This window comes from Neorhizobium huautlense, from assembly GCF_030811685.1.
GTDB classification, from domain to species: Bacteria; Pseudomonadota; Alphaproteobacteria; order Rhizobiales; family Rhizobiaceae; genus Neorhizobium; species Neorhizobium huautlense_A.
The window spans coordinates 318,409-335,486 of record NZ_JAUSRF010000004.1; the positions used below are offsets into that span (position 1 = coordinate 318,409).

Genomic DNA, 17,078 nt, shown 5'->3' on the forward strand with positions numbered 1-17,078 from the left:
GGAGTTGTGCACGACGTCACCCCCCTCTGGCCTGCCGGCCATCTCCCCCTCAAGGGGGAGATCGACCCGCCGCACCGTCACCGCTCCCAGGCAAAGCTCTCCCGAAAAAAGAGCGATCGCGTCTTACTTCACCGACTTCTCGTAAGCCTCGAGGATCGCCGAGTTATAAGGAGCGATCGGGAAAGGCTTGCCCTTTTCGGCCAGATCAGCCGGCGAGATGTCGACGAACAGCTTGTTCCAGGTGGCGTCGTCGAGTTCGGCCTTGACCTTGTCGGCGTCGATGCCCGGGTACCAGTTGAAGCGCTTGACGATGCCTTCGGCCTGAACCTTCGGGCTGGTGGCAAGCGCCACGAACTTTTCGGCCAGTTCCTTCTGGGCGGTCTTTTCAGGGATGACATAATGCATCGGCTGGCCCGGCATGCCCGGCGCCGGCAGGATGAGCTTCATGGTCGGCGGCAGCTGGCCGCTGGCCTGCCACGAATAGAACATGTCGACCCAGACCGGACCCATGGCGATTTCGCCGCGCGACAGAAGGTCGAGCGTGCCGGCATTGCCCGGCGTCAGCGTCGCATTGGTGGTGAAATCGGCCAAGCTCTTGAAGGCGCCGTCCCACTTCTTGGTATCATCGGCATTGAACGGGCCGTTCATCAGCGTGTTGGCGTCGCTATCGCCGAAGGCGTAGATCCAGCCCATCACGAAGGATACGCCCGAAGCGCCGCCCTTGATGCCATTATAACCGAACTGTTTTGGGTGCGCCTTGGCCCAGTCGGCCAGTTCCGCATAGGACTGCGGCGGCTTGGACACGAGATCCGGGTTGTAGGCAAGCGCCGTCTGACTGTTGAACATCGGCATGACGTAACCGTCGACATTGGTGCCGAGCGCCATCTTGGCGTTGTCGCGGGTGACCAGCGAGCCGGTTTCGATATCGCCACGATATTTTGCCAGATAGTTCTTGGTGACCATCGGGCCGACGAACTTTTCGTGGACGACGGCAACGTCGACATCCCACTTTTCAGACTTGGCGGCTGCCTGGGCGTCAAAACGCTCCAGCAGCTTCTGCGAACCGCTGTCGCCGGGGCCGGTGCCGACGGCGCGGACCGTGTTGCCCGGATAGGTCTTTTCGAACAACGGTCCGAGATACTGATTGATGTAATCGACCATGTTCTGGTCGCCGGCGGTGGCAACCGTCAGTTCTGCGGCCTTTACCGGAAAGGCAGCGAGCGTGATGGCGATGGCAGCGTAGGAAAATCTCTTCATGGTTCTCTCCAGAGATTGAAGTCGGATCAGAGAAAAGTCAGGCTGGAATTTTCACCGTCTCCGACGGCAGGCCGGGACGGGAAACAGGGTCGCCCGAAGGCGTATTGAACAGGAACAGCGTCTCCGCCGGCACGAACACGGTAACCGGCTGGCCGGGCGGAAAAGCGCGGTCGGCATCGGCCATGATCTCGCGATCGCCGACCTTGACCGCATGGCGCCAATGGCCACCGGGATAGGACACCGCCATCACCTCACCGAAGAAGCGCGCGCCGGGCTCTGTCGCGGGCGTATCGATATCCGTCAGCCGTGCCGCTTCCGGCCGGAACCGCGCCTCGACGGCACCGCTTTCCAGAGCGCGTCCGGCAACCGGCACCGAACCGCCCTCGCCCGCAGAGCCCGGCTGCAGGACAAAAGTTTCCCCGTCGCGAACACCGTCGAGTTCAAGCAGATTTTCCGCCCCCATGAAGGCGGCGACGAAGGAGGATGCCGGCCGGTTATAAACCTCTTCCGGCGAACCCTGCTGGGCGATGCGGCCGCCATCAAGAATGACGATCCGGTCGGCCATCACCATCGCCTCTTCGCGATCGTGGGTGACGTGCACGGCAGTGATACCAAGCCGCTTCTGCAAGGCGCGCAGCTCATGGCGAACGCTGAGGCGGATACGCGCATCAAGGTTGGAAAGCGGCTCGTCGAGCAGCAAAATTTCCGGGTCGATGGCAAGTGCGCGACCGAGCGCCACACGCTGCCGCTGACCACCGGAAAGATTGGCGGGTTTGCGCTCCTCAAGACCGGAAAGCCCCAGAAGCTCGGCCATTTCGGAAACCCGGCGGGCAATCTCGTCGCGGGCGACACCGCGAAGCCGCAGGCCGTAACCGATATTCTGCGCCACGGTCATATGCGGCCACAGCGCGTAGGATTGGAAAACCAGCGCCATGCCGCGTTTGTCGGGCTGATGGCGGGTGATGTCGCGGCCATTGACAGCCACCTGTCCGTCGGACGGTTCGATGAAACCGGCGATGACACGCAGAAGCGTGGTCTTGCCGCAGCCGGAAGAGCCCAGCAACGCCACGAACTCACCCTTGCCGATCGAAAGATCGATATCCTTCAGGACCCGCGTCTGGCCATAACGGCTGGCCACGCCACGCAGTTGAAGAAACCCGTCACCACTCATACCATGCCCCCATTGCACAGGCGTGCAATCACTATGGAAGCTTCTCTAGAGGGCGTTCTTTACAGGCGTATGACACTCGCTCGGTATAGAGCCGTGACCGTGCCTGAGTGGACGTCACAATGGGTGCGAGACATCCGACAATTGGACGTGATCATTGATTTGCCGGGCGTCGGCACTGATGCAGCAGGGCAACACCATCCCCACATAACCCGTCAGAAACCAGGGGAGCGGGAACCGCGACAAGGCGATCGTCGTTTTCCGCTTACCTATCAAGGAGTTTTTGCATGCGCATTGTATTCGTGATCATGGTCGCATCGGTGCTGGGCATTCTCGGCCTGAAATATGCCGACAACACACTGGGCAACGACATTGTCGCAACCCCGGAACAGATGGCCGGCGTCGACAACTAGGCTGAAGAAAACTCCGTATATCAAAAAGGCCGCAGCGGTTTGTCCGCGCGGCCTTTCTTTTGGACAGTCCCGCTGAAGACTATCCGATCGACATCAGGCTGGCATTGCCGCCGGCCGCTGCCGTGTTGGTGGAGATCGACACTTCTTCCAGCAGCCAGTTAAGGCAATAGGCTTCCGGATCGGCAATGAGCGCCTCCGTCGTTGCCGACTGCACCAGAACCAGCGGTCCCGGCATCGCGGCAATCGCCTTGTTCAGCCTCTTCAGCCGCTCGGCATCGCCTTCCACCAGCGCACCGGCATAAGGCCCCTGCCCGGCCCAGTCCTTTGCCCAGGTCACACGTGCCGCAACCGAGGCCGGCAGCTTGGAAAGCGCATCACGCAGACCGCTTTCCTCGTCGATGACCACCGTATTGCCGGTCGCAAGTGCGGCACCCAGCTGCCAGAACAAACCACCCTTGGTCTGCGGCAGAAGCAGGATGCGGCCACGCGGATGCAAGCCGTAGAGATTGCGCTCACCCACCGGTCCCGGCAGTTCCTGTTCCAGCCCGAGAGCCGACGTGCTTGCCAGCGTGCGCACCACTTCCGCCGCATCGCTCTCGCCGCTTTCATCGAGGAAGCGCGCGAAATCGGCGGTCGCCTCGTCGCGATGCACCGAGCTCAGCTGCGGCGGCACCGGCGGCACGCTGACCAGACGGCCGAGATAAAGCGGTCCGCCCGCCTTCGGGCCCGTGCCGGACAATCCGCGTCCGCCAAACGGCTGAACGCCGACAACAGCACCGATGACGTTGCGGTTGACGTAAAGATTGCCGGCCTTCACGCGGCTGGTCACGTGCGCGATGGTTTCGTCGAGACGTGTGTGAAGACCGAAGGTCAGGCCGTAACCGGTACCGTTGATCTGGTCGATCAGCTTGTCGAGATCGGCGCGGCGATACCGGATGACGTGTAGGACGGGGCCGAACACTTCGCGTTTGAGATCGGCGAGCGACGGCAGTTCGATGATCGTCGGCGCCACGAATGTACCGGCCTTGGTGGCATCGCCGAGCGCGATCTGCTCCACCTTGCGGCCAAGCGCGCGCATGGCTTCGATATGCGCCTCGATATTGCCCTTGGCTTCCGCCGTGATGACCGGACCGATATCGGCAGACAATGTGTCGGTGCGGCCAATGTTCAGCTCGTGCAACGCGCCCTTGAGCATGGCCAGAATACGGTCGGCGACATCCTCCTGCAGGCAGAGCACGCGCAGCGCCGAGCAACGCTGACCGGCACTGTCGAAGGCCGAGGCGATGACGTCGGCGACCACCTGTTCTGCCAGCGCCGAGGAATCGACGATCATGGCGTTCTGGCCGCCGGTTTCGGCGATCAGCGGGATCGGGCGGCCGGAGGTAGATACGCGATCGGCCAGCTGTTTCTGGATCAGCCGCGCCACTTCCGTCGAGCCGGTGAACATCACGCCGGCCACTTCAGACGCACCGACGAGTGCCGCACCGATCCGCCCGTCACCGGGCAGGAATTGCAGCGCCTCCAGCGGAATGCCGGCCTCGCGCAGAATACGCACGCCCTCTGCGGCGATCAGCGGTGTTTCTTCAGCAGGTTTTGCCAGAACCGGATTACCGGCAACGAGGGCTGCTGCCACCTGACCGGTAAAGATCGCCAGCGGAAAATTCCACGGGCTGATGCAGACGATCGGCCCGAGCGGCGCATGCGCCGGTCCCAATGTGCGGCGGGTCTGCTGCGCGTAATAACGCAGGAAATCGATGGCCTCGCGCACTTCGGCAATGGCGTTGGCCATGGATTTGCCGGCCTCGCGCATGACCAGACTGAGCAGGCCCGGCATTTCCGCCTGCATCAGGTCGGCGGCGCGTTCCAGGCATTCGGCACGCTCGACCGGGGAAACGGCTGCCCAGCTTGCGGCGGCAGCGGCAGCGCGGGCGACCGCGTTGCGTGCCTCTTCCTCGGTCGCTTCCGTCACAGTGCCGACCGTATCGCGATGATCACCCGGATTGCGCACCGGCTGCGGCGCGCCGGACGCTTCCGAACCGATCAGTTGCGGAACGGCACGCCATTCCATCGCCGCACCCTGCTTCACCGAAGCCGAGACGGAAGCCAGCACATCCTCGTTGGACAAGTCGATCCCCGCCGAATTCTTGCGGGCAGCACCAAAGAGGTCTTCCGGCAGCGCGATCCGATCATGGCCGGCACCCGGCTCGACCATGGCGTTGACCACATCCACCGGATCGGCAATCAGCTCATCGACCGAGACAAGCGGGTCGCCGATGCGGTTGACGAAGGAGGAGTTCGCGCCGTTTTCCAGCAGGCGGCGAACGAGATAGGCCAGCAGCGTTTCATGCGTACCGACGGGCGCATAGATGCGCGCCGGACGGCCGAGATTTTTGGCGCCGACCACTTCTTCGTAAAGCGGTTCGCCCATGCCATGCAGGCACTGGAACTCGTATTTGCCGATCTGAAAATCGGAACCGGCGAGATGATAGATGGTCGCCAGCGACTGCGCATTGTGGGTGGCGAATTGCGGAAAAACATAATCCGTCGCCGCCAGCAGCTTTTTGGCGCAGGCGATATAGGAAACGTCCGTATGCACCTTGCGGGTAAACACCGGGAAACCGTCGAGACCATCCAGCTGCGCCCGCTTGATCTCGGCATCCCAATAGGCCCCCTTCACCAGACGCACCATAATCCGGTGCTTTGAGCGACGCGCCAGATCGATGATGAAATCAAGCACGAAGGGGCAGCGCTTGCCATAAGCCTGCACCACAAAACCGATGCCATCCCAGCCGGCCAGATCCGGGTCGAGGCAGAGCCCTTCCAACAGGTCCAGCGAAAGCTCCAGCCGGTCGGCTTCCTCGGCATCGATATTGAGGCCGATATTGTAGGATTTGGCGATCGCCGCCAGCGCCTTCACCTTCGGCAGAAGCTCGTCCATCACACGGGCGGCCTGCGCGCGAACATAACGCGGATGCAACGCCGACAGTTTGATCGAAATACCCGGACCTTCATAGATGCCGCGCCCGGCAGAGGCCTTGCCGATCGCATGAATGGCGGTCTCGTAATCGCGGTAATAACGCTCGGCATCCGCAGCCGTCGTCGCAGCCTCCCCAAGCATGTCGTAGGAATAGGCAAAGCCCTTTTCTTCCATGACCTTCGAGCGCTTCAAGGCTTCCGCGATCGTCTCCCCGGTCACGAACTGCTCGCCCATCATGCGCATTGCCATATCGACGCCACGGCGGATCACCGGTTCGCCGCAGCGGGCGATCAGACGGGTCAGCGCTGCCGTCAGGCTGCGATCATTGACGGTGGCGGTCAGCTTGCCGGTGACCACGAGGCCCCAGGTTGCGGCATTGACGAACAGCGAACGCCCGCCGCCGACATGCGACTTCCAGTCGCCATCGGAAATCTTGTCGCGGATCAGCGCATCGCGTGTCGCCGTATCCGGGATACGCAGCAGCGCCTCCGCCAGACACATCAGCGCCACGCCCTCCTGGCTGGACAGCGAATACTCCTGCACCAGCCCCTCGACGCCGGAACCGCGATGTTTTGCGCGAAGCGAAGTGATCAGTTTGCGCGCGGTGTTTTTTGCCTTGGCGCTCAGCTCGTCCGAAAGGGTTGCGGCTTCAAGAAGCGGCGCCACGCATTCCGCTTCCGGCCGTCGATAGGCGGCGGTAATGGCAGCGCGCAGCGGCGTCTTTTCGCTGACCGGCGACGCAAAATCCTCGAAAACCGGCTGGAACGGCAGATCCATCTGCGTCGTCGAAACCGGTTGGGCCTCTGCTGGCTGTTCCACTCTGTCTGCCATTGCGATGTCCTCATCTGGGCTGCGGCATCACACGTGCCGCTTTCCTGCTGAATATCATCTTCTCAAATCATCATGCTGACTTGAATACGGTCAGTTTCTGGTGTTTTTCTCTTTTATCAGGCCACTTGAAAGTCAAAATACATGGCAAAAGCCACGATCGCTGGTGAACTCGACGCTTTCGACCGCAAGATCGTCGATGCGCTGGCAGATGACGGCCGCATGTCGATCACCGATCTCTCCGAAAAGGTCGGCCTTTCCAAGACCCCCTGCCAGATTCGCCTGAAGCGTCTCGTCGACGAAGGTTATATCACAGGCTTCCGCGCCACGCTGAACCCACAAAAGTTCGGGCTCGATCACATTGCCTTCACCGAGGTCAAGTTGTCGGATACGCGCGAGAAGGCGCTTGATGAATTCAACACGGCGGTGAAGAAGCTGCGCGAGGTGGAGGAATGCCACATGATCGCCGGCTCCTTCGATTATCTTTTGAAAGTCCGCACCGCCGATATCCGCCGATACCGCATCGTGCTGGGTGAGAAGATTTCCGCCCTGCCCCATGTCGCCAGCACCTCCACTTTTGTCGTCATGCAGTCGGTGAAGGACAAGGGTTTCTGATCCCCATACGGAAAGACCGTCATCGGTTAAGATGACGGTCTGCCTGCACATTCAGATTCCTGGCAAATCCCTGGTCGCCGTCAGAAGATGGCGCTGCCGGCCATCAGCGCCAGCACGAGGAAGATCAGGAAGATCACCAGCGCGATGTAGAACAGCAGCTTGGCGATACCGGCTGTCGCCGCGGAAATCCCCGAAAACCCGAGAAAGCCGGAGATAAGGGAGATGACGAGGAAGATGAGAGCCCATTTCAGCATGGATTTCGTCCTTAGTGTTCAATGGCCTGACAACGGATAAACAACCATCGCGGTTCCATCGGCGCCCCGCCCGATCAAAGAAAAAACACCAAAAATCTCGATAGCCGCGAGTGTTTCACACCGCCACACTTACCACTGGTAAACCATAGATGTGTGCCAGACTTGATCATCCCACGGCCCGCCAACATAATGGCTCTCTAATATAAAAGAGATCGGCGATCCGAGGGATGAAAACGATAAACACCAGCGCCCAGGCCATCGCGAAACCGCCGCTCTCTCCACCCGACATATCGCTTGTCGAGCGCGCGTTCATGCGCTCGCTCAACATACTCCACCTGTCTACGCGCGACCCTGAAGCCGTCCGTCTGGCCGCATTGGCGATCCACCTTTTCCAGACTGGCCTGCATGATGAGGATCTTCTGCGTCGCGCGCTTCTCGAGGCTGGTGAGCAGCGGGACGGGCATTAGGTGCGGCGCCGCCAGCCACCTCTCTCCCGTAGCGTGTCCGGCCATAAAAGATGACGTTATGAGTGAATTTACAATGAAAGGTAGCAAACACACCCTCGCACAAGCTTGATACATTAGGGATACTGCAAGCGCGAATCTGTCACGTGTTAGGGATATGGCCGACTGCAACCCGAATGATCCGATCGAACGGAACAATCAGGTTACGAGACGGCAGACCTTATCCCTCACGGCAATTACGGACCGCAACGGCATCATTCAAAACTGCGATGCCGGATTGAACGCGGGGGGATGCCCTTCGGCAGACGACAGCGACCGACCGGCATATCCCTATCGCCGGTCGCCATGATCCGCGCGACGGCGCGTGATGGAGGGTGAATGTTCGGACGGCTCTGGGGAAGGCCGACTGCTCTTGTATTGCTTGGATGTTGGACTTTGACTTCATGCACGACCCCGAACGCGTCGCAGGACGTGGCAGAGGGTAAAAAACTCAATCAGGGCTCCGTTCAGCGCGGGTCCCTTTCGCCGTTGAGCCACGGGGAGACAGCACTGCGCGCAGATCAGCAGCAGAACCGTTCGCAGCCTGGATCGCAGGCAACAGCCTTTTCGCCGCCGCCTTCCTTCAAGAAGGGATCGCTGGAGGAAGCGGTGTTGCGCGCCGTCTCCTGGCACCCCGCCATCACCGCATCGGCCGGCCGCGTCTACCAGAGCGGACAGGAGATCGAAATCGCCCGCGCCGGTTATTACCCGAAAATCCAGGGCGGCCTCAACACCGGTTATGGCAATGGCGGTGACGGCAGTTTTCGCCCGCGCGCGACCCTGCAGGTTTCGCAGATGGTCTATGATTTCGGCAAGGTTTCGAACTCGGTGGCGGCGGAAAAGGCCGGCGAGGAACTCAGCCATGCCGAAATGCTGGAAATGATCGACACGATCGTGCGCGAAACGACTTATGCCGTCATCGAAGTCCAGCGCTACCGCGCCATGATGGCGGTCGCCAAGGACCAGTTGGCGGGCGTCGGCGAGATCGCCAAGCTCGTCAGCCAGCGCACCGATAGCGGCGCCAGCACCCGGTCGGACAAGATCCAGGCGCAAGCGCGCGTGCAGGCTGCACAGTCTCGGGTTCTGGAAGTATCGTCCGGCCTCACCCGCTGGGAAACCACGTTGTCCGCACTCTCCGGCGTCAGCGGCCGCGTCGGCCTCAACGCCGGGCGCTCGGCCACCTTGTCGAAGGCCTGCGAAGTGATGGAACCGGACTGGCAACAGGTGCCGGGCCTGCTGCAGGCGGAAGCCGGCAAACGGGAGGCCGCCGCAAGGCTGGCGCTCAGCAAGTCGGAAATCTTCCCGACACTGCAATTGCAGGCGGATGGCAGTTACGACATTGCCGGCTCCAGCACCAACTCGCGCGTCGACAATCCCGATTTCACCGTCGGCATCAATCTCGTCGGCAATCTTTATCAGGGCGGTGCGAGTGCCGCCCGTCGCGATGCCGCCGGTTTTGCGCTGAAGGCGGCGGAAGCCTCCGCTCAAGCCGCCCGGTTCGAAGCCGGGCGCAGCCTCAACGAGGCGCGCGGACAGGTGGCGGGGCTGAAACAGCTGCTGGCATCGCTTGCCTCACGCAATGGCATGATGATCGAGACCCGCGACCTCTACCGCGAGCAATATGTGCAGCTCGGCACCCGTACCCTGCTCGATCTCCTCAATGCCGAACAGGAATTGCACACCGCCCGCTTCGACGCCGTCAACACAGAACATGATCTTCGACGGCTGGATGCGGATTGCCTGTTCAACTCCGGCATGGCGCGCAAGGCCTTCCGTTTGAATGGCACAGTGGTTCGTGGAGTAAATCTGTAATGAACATGCGGGCATCGCCAAACAACTCCGAGGGTTCCGGCGAAGATGCCGGCAATGGACGCGAGGCCGATGCCCTGAAGTCTCTCGGCAGCCTGCATTTCGAACCCTGGCTCGAAGCCCTCCAGCATGTCGCCCAGCATTATCGCCTGCCCGTCTCCGTCGAGCGTGTACGCCACGCCGCCGAATGGGACGTACTGAGCGACGAGCCGGAAATGATCCGCAACATCGCCCGCCAGATGGGCCTGCAGGTCAAGTTCGGCAATGCCGGCGCAACCCGGCTTTCCAGCTGGAACCTGCCGATCGTGCTGCAACTGGCGGACGGCCGCATCGGCGTGTTGACGGCGCTCGGCAAGGACACGGCAAGTCTTGCCTTCAGTGGTGATCGCGGGCTTGAAACGCCCGTTCCGCTGGAAGCACTCGCGGGCAAGGTGGAAACGCTGCTGATCCCGCGTCCCGCCAGGGCCGTGCCCGACCAGCGTGTCGATGCCTATATAAAGCCCTATGAAAAGAACTGGCTGCGTCAGATCGTCCTGCGCGATCTGAAACCTTATGGCCATGTCCTGCTGGCATCTCTGGTTGCCAACGTGCTCGGCATGGCCGGCATCCTGTTTTCCATGCAGGTTTATGATCGCGTCGTGCCGGCCCAATCCTATCCCACGCTTTATGTCCTGTTCAGTGGCGTCCTGCTGGCGATCCTCTTCGATTTTTTGATGCGCCGGGTGCGCACCAGCGTGGTCGATCTGCTTGGCAAACGCGCCGACCTGCGCATGTCGGACCGCGTGTTCGGCCACGCACTGCGTGTGAAAAACAGCGCCCGCCCCGCCTCCACCGGCACGTTCATCGCCCAGCTGCGCGATCTCGAACAGGTGCGCGAACTGCTGACCTCCACCACGGTTGCAGCGATTGCCGACCTGCCCTTCGTGCTGCTGTTTCTGGTGTTGTTCTGGTATATCGGCGGCATCATCGTGCTGGTGCCGATCGCCGCCATCCTTGCCATGCTCATTCCGGGCATTCTCGCCCAGCGAAAGATCCGCATCCACGCCAGCGAGGCGATGCGTGAATCCTCGCTGCGCAATGCCATGCTGGTCGAAGCCGTGCAGGGTATCGAGGATATCAAGACCCTGCAGGCCGAAGAGCGTTTTCAGCAGCAGTGGAACCATTACAACCTCGTCACCGGCGAGGCGCAGATGCGCGGGCGTGATCTCGCCAATACGCTCAACACCTGGACCAGCAGCGTGCAGACCGCCGTATATGCTGTCGTCATCTTCGTCGGGGCGCCGATGGTCATCGCCGGTGACATGACGACAGGCGCGCTGGTCGGCGCCTCCATGCTCGGTTCGCGCATGATCGCGCCGATGGCGCAGATCGCCCAGGTGCTGACACGCCTGCAACATGCCAAGGTGGCGATGAAAAGCCTCAACGAGTTGATGGGCCTGCCCGTCGATCACCCGGATGCGGAATCGCGTGTTCATTTGGGTCAGATCCCCGGAAACTACCGGCTGAAATCCGCCGTTTTCCGTTACGGGCCGGAAGGTCTCCCTGCCCTCACCGTGCGCGACCTTTCCATCAAGGCGGGCGAACATATCGCCATTCTCGGCAAGAACGGCGCCGGCAAATCCACGCTTCTGCAGGCCCTGTCCGGCCTGCTGGAATCCTCCTCCGGCGAGGTTCTTCTCGAAAACGTCTCGCTGCCGCAGATCGACCCCGCCGATGTGCGCCGCGATGTCGGCCTCATCACCCAGAACGCACGGCTGTTTTTCGGCACGATCCGCGAAAACATCACGCTCGGTGCACCACATGCCTCGGCGCAGGAAATCATGGGCGCGCTCTCCATGGTGGGTGCCGACGAGTTCATCCGCAAACTGCCCAAGGGGCTGGAACATGTCCTGCTCGAAGGCGGCATCGGCCTGTCGGGCGGCCAGCGTCAGGCGCTGTTGCTTGCGCGCCTGATCATCCGCCAGCCTAATGTCATCCTGCTTGATGAACCGACGGCATCGATGGACGAGGCGACGGAACGCAATTTCATCCGCCAGTTCCGCGAATGGAGCACCGGGCGCACCGTTGTCATCGCCACCCACCGCATGCGCGTGCTCGATGTCGCCGAACGCATGATCGTCGTTGAAAACGGCACGATCACGCTGGATGACAACAAGGAAAACGCCATGCGCAGGATGGCCGGAGCATCGGTACAAAAGCCGGCCGTGACGAAAATCCAGCCGAACGACCCAACACAGGCAGCGACAACACCGGCCAGCAGCACACCAAACCCGGCACCAACGGAAGAACCGTCCGCACCACCGGCAGCAGAGCCTGCCGCGCCACCGGAACGGCAAGCGACCACAGCCAAGCGCAGCCGAAAGTCCTCCAATGAAACATGAGAAACGCGACGGCGTCACCATTCACCGGAATTTCGGTGAGGAAGAACGCTCATGGATCTACGGAGAAGCCGACGACGCACAGATCGTGCGCTCCACGCGTATCATCGTGCTTGCTTTCCTTCTTGTCGCGGCCGGCTGTGTGTGGGCCTGGTTTGCCCTGCTCGATGAGGTTTCGAGCGGCACCGGTCGCGTCGTGCCGACCACAAGGGAACAGGTTATCCAGTCGCTTCAGGGCGGCATTCTCGCCGACCTTCAGGTGAGGCAAGACATGGTCGTCTGGCCCGGACAGATCCTCGCCCGCCTTGATCCGACGGTGACCGAAGCCGAAGTCGGCGAAAGTGCCGCCAAATACCGCGCGGCACTGGCCAGCAGCGCCCGCCTGCGCGCCGAGGTCAACCAGACCGAACTGACTTTTCCGGCCGAACTCGACGAATTTCCGGAACTGATCCGCGCTGAGACCGACCTTTACAACGCCCGCCGTGACAGTCTCGAACAGACGGAAAAATGGATCGCGGAATCGCTCGTTCTCCTCAATGACGAACTGTCGATCAATACCGGCCTGATCAGCATGGGTGCGGCCAGCAATGTCGAGGTTCTGCGGCTGAAGCGTGAAGTCGTGGAACTGGAATTGAAGAAGGTCGATACGCGGGCGAAATACATCGTGCAGGCCCGTGAGGAACTGGCCAAGGCGAGCGCCGAGGTGGAAGCGCTGTCATCGATCATCCGCGGCCAGAAGGATGCTTTGACCCGCCTCACCCTGCGTTCGCCGGTGCGCGGTATCGTGAAGGATATCGAGGTCTCGACTATCGGCGGCGTCGTTCCGCCCAATGGAAAGCTGATGGCTATCGTCCCGCTCGACGACAAGCTGCTGATCGAGGCCCGTATCGCCCCACGCGACATCGCCTTCATCCACCCGGACCAGAATGCCAGCGTCAAGATCACCGCTTACGACTACGCCGTTTATGGCGATCTCAAAGGCAAGGTCACGACCATTTCGCCCGACACGATGCGCGACGAGGCCGACCCGGAAATCTATTATTACCGGGTCTTCATCGAGACCGAGGCCGACGCGCTGATCAATGCCACCGGCAAGCGGTTTCCGATCGTGCCGGGCATGGTGGCGACCGTCGATATCCATACCGGCGCCAAGACGGTGTTCGATTATCTGGTCAAGCCGTTCAACAAGGCGAGCGAAGCATTGCGCGAGCGGTAAACGGCCGTTGGTCGCCGGTCCTCAGGTCAGCCATCCGGCGTCGCAAAACCTCTTGCATGCCGCTCCACCAGTGCATGAAACTCCGTCGTTCCCGCCGGAGGCCGCAGATCGGCGACATACCTCCTCGACAGAGAGTGCCCGACATCATTGATGCGCACGCGAAAAACCTGATGATGGCGGATGCCAGTCGCGACCGCGTCTACCCCTGCATGCGCGACAATGCTCGCAGTTCCACGTCGCCAGATACTGTCGAGACCATCACCGACGGCATCGAACAGGTGAGCGCGATGTCGCCCATCGGCAAAGGAGAAAAGCAGGCACAAATGCGGTTAAGGTTCCGCGAGCGGATGCTGCAATGGAAGGCATTGCGAAAACACCAGCGAGCGGACCAGAGCGAGCATCCCGGAAAGTGTTTCCTTTCCTGCCCGTCTGGAACCGCCTCCAGCGTCACATCAGTTTTGCCATGACCGCTTCAGCCGGAGCCGGCAGCAGGCCTACGGCCGGACGGGCGAAAAGATAGCCCTGCATCAGGGCGATGCCCATGGATTGCAGCATGCGCGCCTGAGGCAGCGTTTCGACGCCCTCGGCCACGACAATGATGTCGAGCCGGCTGCAGGCCTCTGCAAGGCTGGAGATCAGTGTCTGCTGCATCTCGCAGGTGTCGATGCGGTTGATCAGCCCCATGTCGAACTTCACCACATCCGGCTTCAGCTCCAGAAGCGTCTGGATACCATTATAGCCTGCGCCGAAATCGTCGAGCGCCACCATCATGCCGCGCTTGCGGAACGGGATGATCAGGTCGCGAATGGCGCGGATATCAGCGGTCTTCTGCTTCTCGGTGAATTCGAGGATGAGCTGGCGCTCGTGCAGGCCCAGAGTGCGCGCCACCCGGATCGTTTCCAGAATGCCGAATTCGGGATCGAGCACCGCTTCGGGCGAAACATTAAGGCTAATGCGGGTTTCGCCAAGGCCGATTTCCTTGACCGCTTCCAGCGCCCGCTGGCGGCAGAGCGATTCGAACAGATGCCGCCGCGATTGCGGCACCTTGTCGAACACCGATACGGCACCTTCGCCATCTCGGCCGCGCGCAAGTGCTTCCTGCGCGAAGACGGCACCCGTCATCGTGTCTGCGATCGGCTGAAACGCCATCGCGAACCGTGGAAGACCCTTGATGATCTCGCTGGACACGCCTCCCCGCCGCATAGCGGCATCGGGGCGAAGCGGCCTCTGCCCGAAAACGGATGAAAGATCCGTATTCAGGTGCGTAGGGACACGAAGGGATAAATGTCGAAATCCGGCTTTATCAGGCACTACCGTTTCTCGTTCTGGGCTTCGTGTAGATACATCCGCTGCGTGAAACTCAGCGTGACGCAAACTTATAACGCGGATGTAAACACAGCCATAACGTGCAGTCCAGTCTAAAAATCGATATCGCCACGCAAAAGTCGACATTGCCTCATTTAGCGCCACCTAATGAGAAAAAATGGTTAACAGCAAGTAAATATGACCAGATTTTACGCTTAAGACTGCCCCGTCATTTGCACAGCTGTTCACCGCGGGCACACCAAGGCACCGCATCGGCGCTCTTGCCGACACCTTGTATTTTAAGGCGACTTGGGGATTTTTACCCTGAATTGCACCGCCCCCAGCGGCCAGGCGAAAATCATCGAGCCTGGTCTCCGTCGCGCATGGGAAGGCAGCCGCTGTCACGGTTTCAAACCGGACACAAGATCACGTTCCACGAACGAACATGTCCAGCGACATGCCGGCTTCCTGATACAAAGCAAAAAACTGATTGATGGAAAGATTTACCCGATACAAACATTACGTTAATAAGCAGGCCCTACTATATTCTCGAATTTCGAGGACAGCAGTGGCAAACACCCCATCTTCCAACAGCGATTATCGCGACCTCATCCGCAGACTGGAACTGGCACTCGACGCATCGCAACTGGGCGTCTGGGAACATAATCTGGCACGCGACGAACTGTTGTGGGACGCCCAGATGCACCGGATCTACCACACCGGTCGCAATGACAGGCTGGTCGGGGCGGATGCCTGGCAGAATGCCATTCACCCCGACGACATGCAAAAGGCCAATGCGGATTTCGAAAGGGCAGTATCCAGCCACAGCCGCTACGATTCGCAGTTCCGCATTGTGCTGCCGGGCGGAGAAATCCGCCACCTGCGCTCTCGCGGCCATTATTATCTCAACGATGCAGGCGAACCTTCGGTGATCGGTGCCGAATGGGACGTGACCGACGACGTGGTTCTGCATCACGCGCTGCAGACGCAAAAGACGCAACTGGAAGAACGCGCGCGCGAACTGGCCGACAGTTATGCCGAAATCGAGCACGCCGCCCAGCACGATTACCTGACCGGCCTGCCGAACCGCAACTTTTTCGACGCCCGGCTACGAGCTCTGCAGGCCGATGGCCGTCACCGCTCGCTGGCCGTGCTGCATCTCGATCTCGACCGCTTCAAGCAGATCAACGACAGTCACGGCCATGCGGCCGGTGACCATGTCCTGCGGGTCGCCTCCTCCCGCATCATCGGTGCGGCTCCCGCCAATGCGATTGCCGCCCGTACCGGCGGCGATGAATTCGTCATCGTGCTGACCGACTTTGCGTCTACCGAAGACCTGCAGCAGATCGCGCGGCGCATGCAGAAAGCACTGAGCGAGCCCGTCACCTTCGGCAACGACATCCTGCGCTCGGGCGTATCGATCGGCATCGGTTACACGCTCGATGCTCGCCCCGGCGCCAACCTGCTGACGGAGTCCGATGTGGCGCTCTACCAGGCCAAACGGCTCGGCCGGAACCGCATCGCCTTTTTCGATCCCGCCCTGAAGGACGAGCTTCTGGCCCGACGCACGCTTTCGGCCGAATTGGCGGGCGCGCTCGAACGCCATGAAGTCGTGCCGCACTACCAGATCCAGGTCGATGCCAGCACCGGCGCGATCATCGGCATGGAGGCGCTGGTGCGCTGGAACCATCCTGTCCGCGGCCTGCTCTCTCCCTTCGAATTCCTGCCCATCGCCCAGGAAGCAGGCCTTGCCAACACGATAGACGCGACCGTTCTCGACCGGGTTCTGGAAGACCGCGAACGCTGGCGTGAAAACGGCCTGTGCGTCCCCCGTATCGCCGTCAACGTCTCCGCGACCCGTCTTCATGACGCCGAACTCCTGACCGAACTGGAGCGGCGTCACGCGGATTTCCACGGCATCGCCTTCGAACTGGTCGAGACCATCTTTCTAGACGAATCCTCCGATGAAATCCTCGATCGCATCCGGGCCCTGCGCGCTCTTGGCATTGATATAGAAATCGACGATTTCGGCTCCGGCCACGCCTCGTTGCTGGGCCTTGTAAAAATCCGCCCGGACCGGCTGAAGATCGATCGTAATCTCGTCAAGGACGTGGTGGTTTCGGTGGAACAGCGTCGCGTGCTGAAATCGATCATTCAGATCGCCCAGGCGCTGAAAGTCGGCGTCATCGCCGAAGGCATCGAGACCAAGCAGCATGCCGAAGCCCTGCGCCGCCTCGGCTGCGATGTCTTTCAGGGTTATTATTTCGGACGCCCGGAACCGGCCGATGTGGTGGCAAGACGGCTGCTGCCGGAAAAAACCGCACGCACAGAGAAAGCCGCCGGGCGATAGAAGGG

General features: G+C 61.0%; 13 protein-coding genes. 8 read left to right on the forward strand and 5 right to left on the reverse strand.

Annotation, left to right across the window (positions count from 1 at the left end):
- Nucleotides 1-123: 123 nt before the first annotated feature.
- Entirely contained in the window at nucleotides 124-1,257 is a 1,134-nt protein-coding gene (locus tag J2T09_RS08160) for an ABC transporter substrate-binding protein (protein WP_306833084.1), read from the reverse strand.
- A 37-nt stretch (nucleotides 1,258-1,294) separates the two neighbouring features.
- Complete coding sequence (locus tag J2T09_RS08165) at nucleotides 1,295-2,428, reverse strand: ABC transporter ATP-binding protein (RefSeq protein ID WP_306833086.1); 1,134 nt, start codon at nucleotides 2,426-2,428, stop codon at nucleotides 1,295-1,297.
- 284 nt (nucleotides 2,429-2,712) lie between these two features.
- Between J2T09_RS08165 and J2T09_RS08170 the strand changes: the two genes are divergently transcribed.
- Entirely contained in the window at nucleotides 2,713-2,838 is a 126-nt protein-coding gene (locus tag J2T09_RS08170; protein ID WP_306833088.1) for a hypothetical protein, read from the forward strand.
- Nucleotides 2,839-2,917: 79 nt separating this feature from the next.
- Here the strand turns inward: J2T09_RS08170 and putA are convergent, their stop codons facing one another.
- Nucleotides 2,918-6,646, reverse strand: coding sequence for a trifunctional transcriptional regulator/proline dehydrogenase/L-glutamate gamma-semialdehyde dehydrogenase (putA, locus tag J2T09_RS08175; RefSeq protein ID WP_306833090.1), 3,729 nt, complete (start codon nucleotides 6,644-6,646; stop codon nucleotides 2,918-2,920).
- A 141-nt stretch (nucleotides 6,647-6,787) separates the two neighbouring features.
- Between putA and J2T09_RS08180 the strand changes: the two genes are divergently transcribed.
- Complete coding sequence (locus J2T09_RS08180; RefSeq protein WP_306833092.1) at nucleotides 6,788-7,258, forward strand: Lrp/AsnC family transcriptional regulator; 471 nt, start codon at nucleotides 6,788-6,790, stop codon at nucleotides 7,256-7,258.
- An 80-nt stretch (nucleotides 7,259-7,338) separates the two neighbouring features.
- On the opposite strand, the gene J2T09_RS08185 is transcribed toward J2T09_RS08180, so the two are convergent.
- A complete protein-coding gene (locus J2T09_RS08185) occupies nucleotides 7,339-7,512 on the reverse strand; it encodes a DUF1328 domain-containing protein (RefSeq protein ID WP_306833095.1) in 174 nt (57 codons plus the stop codon).
- A 227-nt stretch (nucleotides 7,513-7,739) separates the two neighbouring features.
- Between J2T09_RS08185 and J2T09_RS08190 the strand changes: the two genes are divergently transcribed.
- The 5 genes from J2T09_RS08190 to J2T09_RS08210 all read left to right on the forward strand — a co-directional run bounded on the left by J2T09_RS08190 (nucleotide 7,740) and on the right by J2T09_RS08210 (nucleotide 13,885).
- Nucleotides 7,740-7,979, forward strand: coding sequence for a hypothetical protein (locus tag J2T09_RS08190; protein WP_306833096.1), 240 nt, complete (start codon nucleotides 7,740-7,742; stop codon nucleotides 7,977-7,979).
- Between the two features lie 468 nt (nucleotides 7,980-8,447).
- The gene (locus J2T09_RS08195) at nucleotides 8,448-9,827 is read left to right on the forward strand and encodes a TolC family protein (protein ID WP_306833098.1); all 1,380 of its coding nucleotides are present in this window, start codon (nucleotides 8,448-8,450) and stop codon (nucleotides 9,825-9,827) included.
- On the forward strand, nucleotides 9,827-12,205 hold the full coding sequence (locus J2T09_RS08200; RefSeq protein WP_306833100.1) for a type I secretion system permease/ATPase: 2,379 nt from the start codon (nucleotides 9,827-9,829) through the stop codon (nucleotides 12,203-12,205). The genes J2T09_RS08195 and J2T09_RS08200 overlap by 1 nt, the downstream gene beginning before the upstream one ends.
- Entirely contained in the window at nucleotides 12,195-13,418 is a 1,224-nt protein-coding gene (locus J2T09_RS08205; RefSeq protein ID WP_306833102.1) for an HlyD family efflux transporter periplasmic adaptor subunit, read from the forward strand. The genes J2T09_RS08200 and J2T09_RS08205 overlap by 11 nt, the downstream gene beginning before the upstream one ends.
- A gap of 134 nt (nucleotides 13,419-13,552) precedes the next feature.
- On the forward strand, nucleotides 13,553-13,885 hold the full coding sequence (locus J2T09_RS08210) for a hypothetical protein (protein ID WP_306833104.1): 333 nt from the start codon (nucleotides 13,553-13,555) through the stop codon (nucleotides 13,883-13,885).
- Here the strand turns inward: J2T09_RS08210 and J2T09_RS08215 are convergent.
- Nucleotides 13,866-14,606, reverse strand: coding sequence for an EAL domain-containing protein (locus J2T09_RS08215; protein ID WP_306833107.1), 741 nt, complete (start codon nucleotides 14,604-14,606; stop codon nucleotides 13,866-13,868). The two genes, J2T09_RS08210 and J2T09_RS08215, sit on opposite strands and share 20 nt — an antisense overlap.
- Before the next feature lie 685 nt (nucleotides 14,607-15,291).
- Here J2T09_RS08215 and J2T09_RS08220 point away from each other — a divergent pair.
- On the forward strand, nucleotides 15,292-17,073 hold the full coding sequence (locus J2T09_RS08220; RefSeq protein ID WP_306833109.1) for a putative bifunctional diguanylate cyclase/phosphodiesterase: 1,782 nt from the start codon (nucleotides 15,292-15,294) through the stop codon (nucleotides 17,071-17,073).
- The last annotated feature ends 5 nt before the right edge of the window (nucleotides 17,074-17,078 follow it).

Excerpts from the sequence above, each read along its gene's own strand:
- J2T09_RS08190 (WP_306833096.1), top strand. The coding sequence starts at position 7,740 with ATGAAAACGATAAACACCAGCGCCCAGGCCATCGCGAAACCGCCGCTC.
- J2T09_RS08180 (WP_306833092.1), top strand. The coding sequence starts at position 6,788 with ATGGCAAAAGCCACGATCGCTGGTGAACTCGACGCTTTCGACCGCAAG.
- J2T09_RS08165 (WP_306833086.1), bottom strand. The coding sequence starts at position 2,428 with ATGAGTGGTGACGGGTTTCTTCAACTGCGTGGCGTGGCCAGCCGTTAT.
- J2T09_RS08185 (WP_306833095.1), bottom strand. The coding sequence starts at position 7,512 with ATGCTGAAATGGGCTCTCATCTTCCTCGTCATCTCCCTTATCTCCGGC.
- J2T09_RS08205 (WP_306833102.1), top strand. The coding sequence starts at position 12,195 with ATGAAACATGAGAAACGCGACGGCGTCACCATTCACCGGAATTTCGGT.
- J2T09_RS08170 (WP_306833088.1), top strand. The coding sequence starts at position 2,713 with ATGCGCATTGTATTCGTGATCATGGTCGCATCGGTGCTGGGCATTCTC.
- putA (WP_306833090.1), bottom strand. The coding sequence starts at position 6,646 with ATGGCAGACAGAGTGGAACAGCCAGCAGAGGCCCAACCGGTTTCGACG.
- J2T09_RS08200 (WP_306833100.1), top strand. The coding sequence starts at position 9,827 with ATGAACATGCGGGCATCGCCAAACAACTCCGAGGGTTCCGGCGAAGAT.
- J2T09_RS08160 (WP_306833084.1), bottom strand. The coding sequence starts at position 1,257 with ATGAAGAGATTTTCCTACGCTGCCATCGCCATCACGCTCGCTGCCTTT.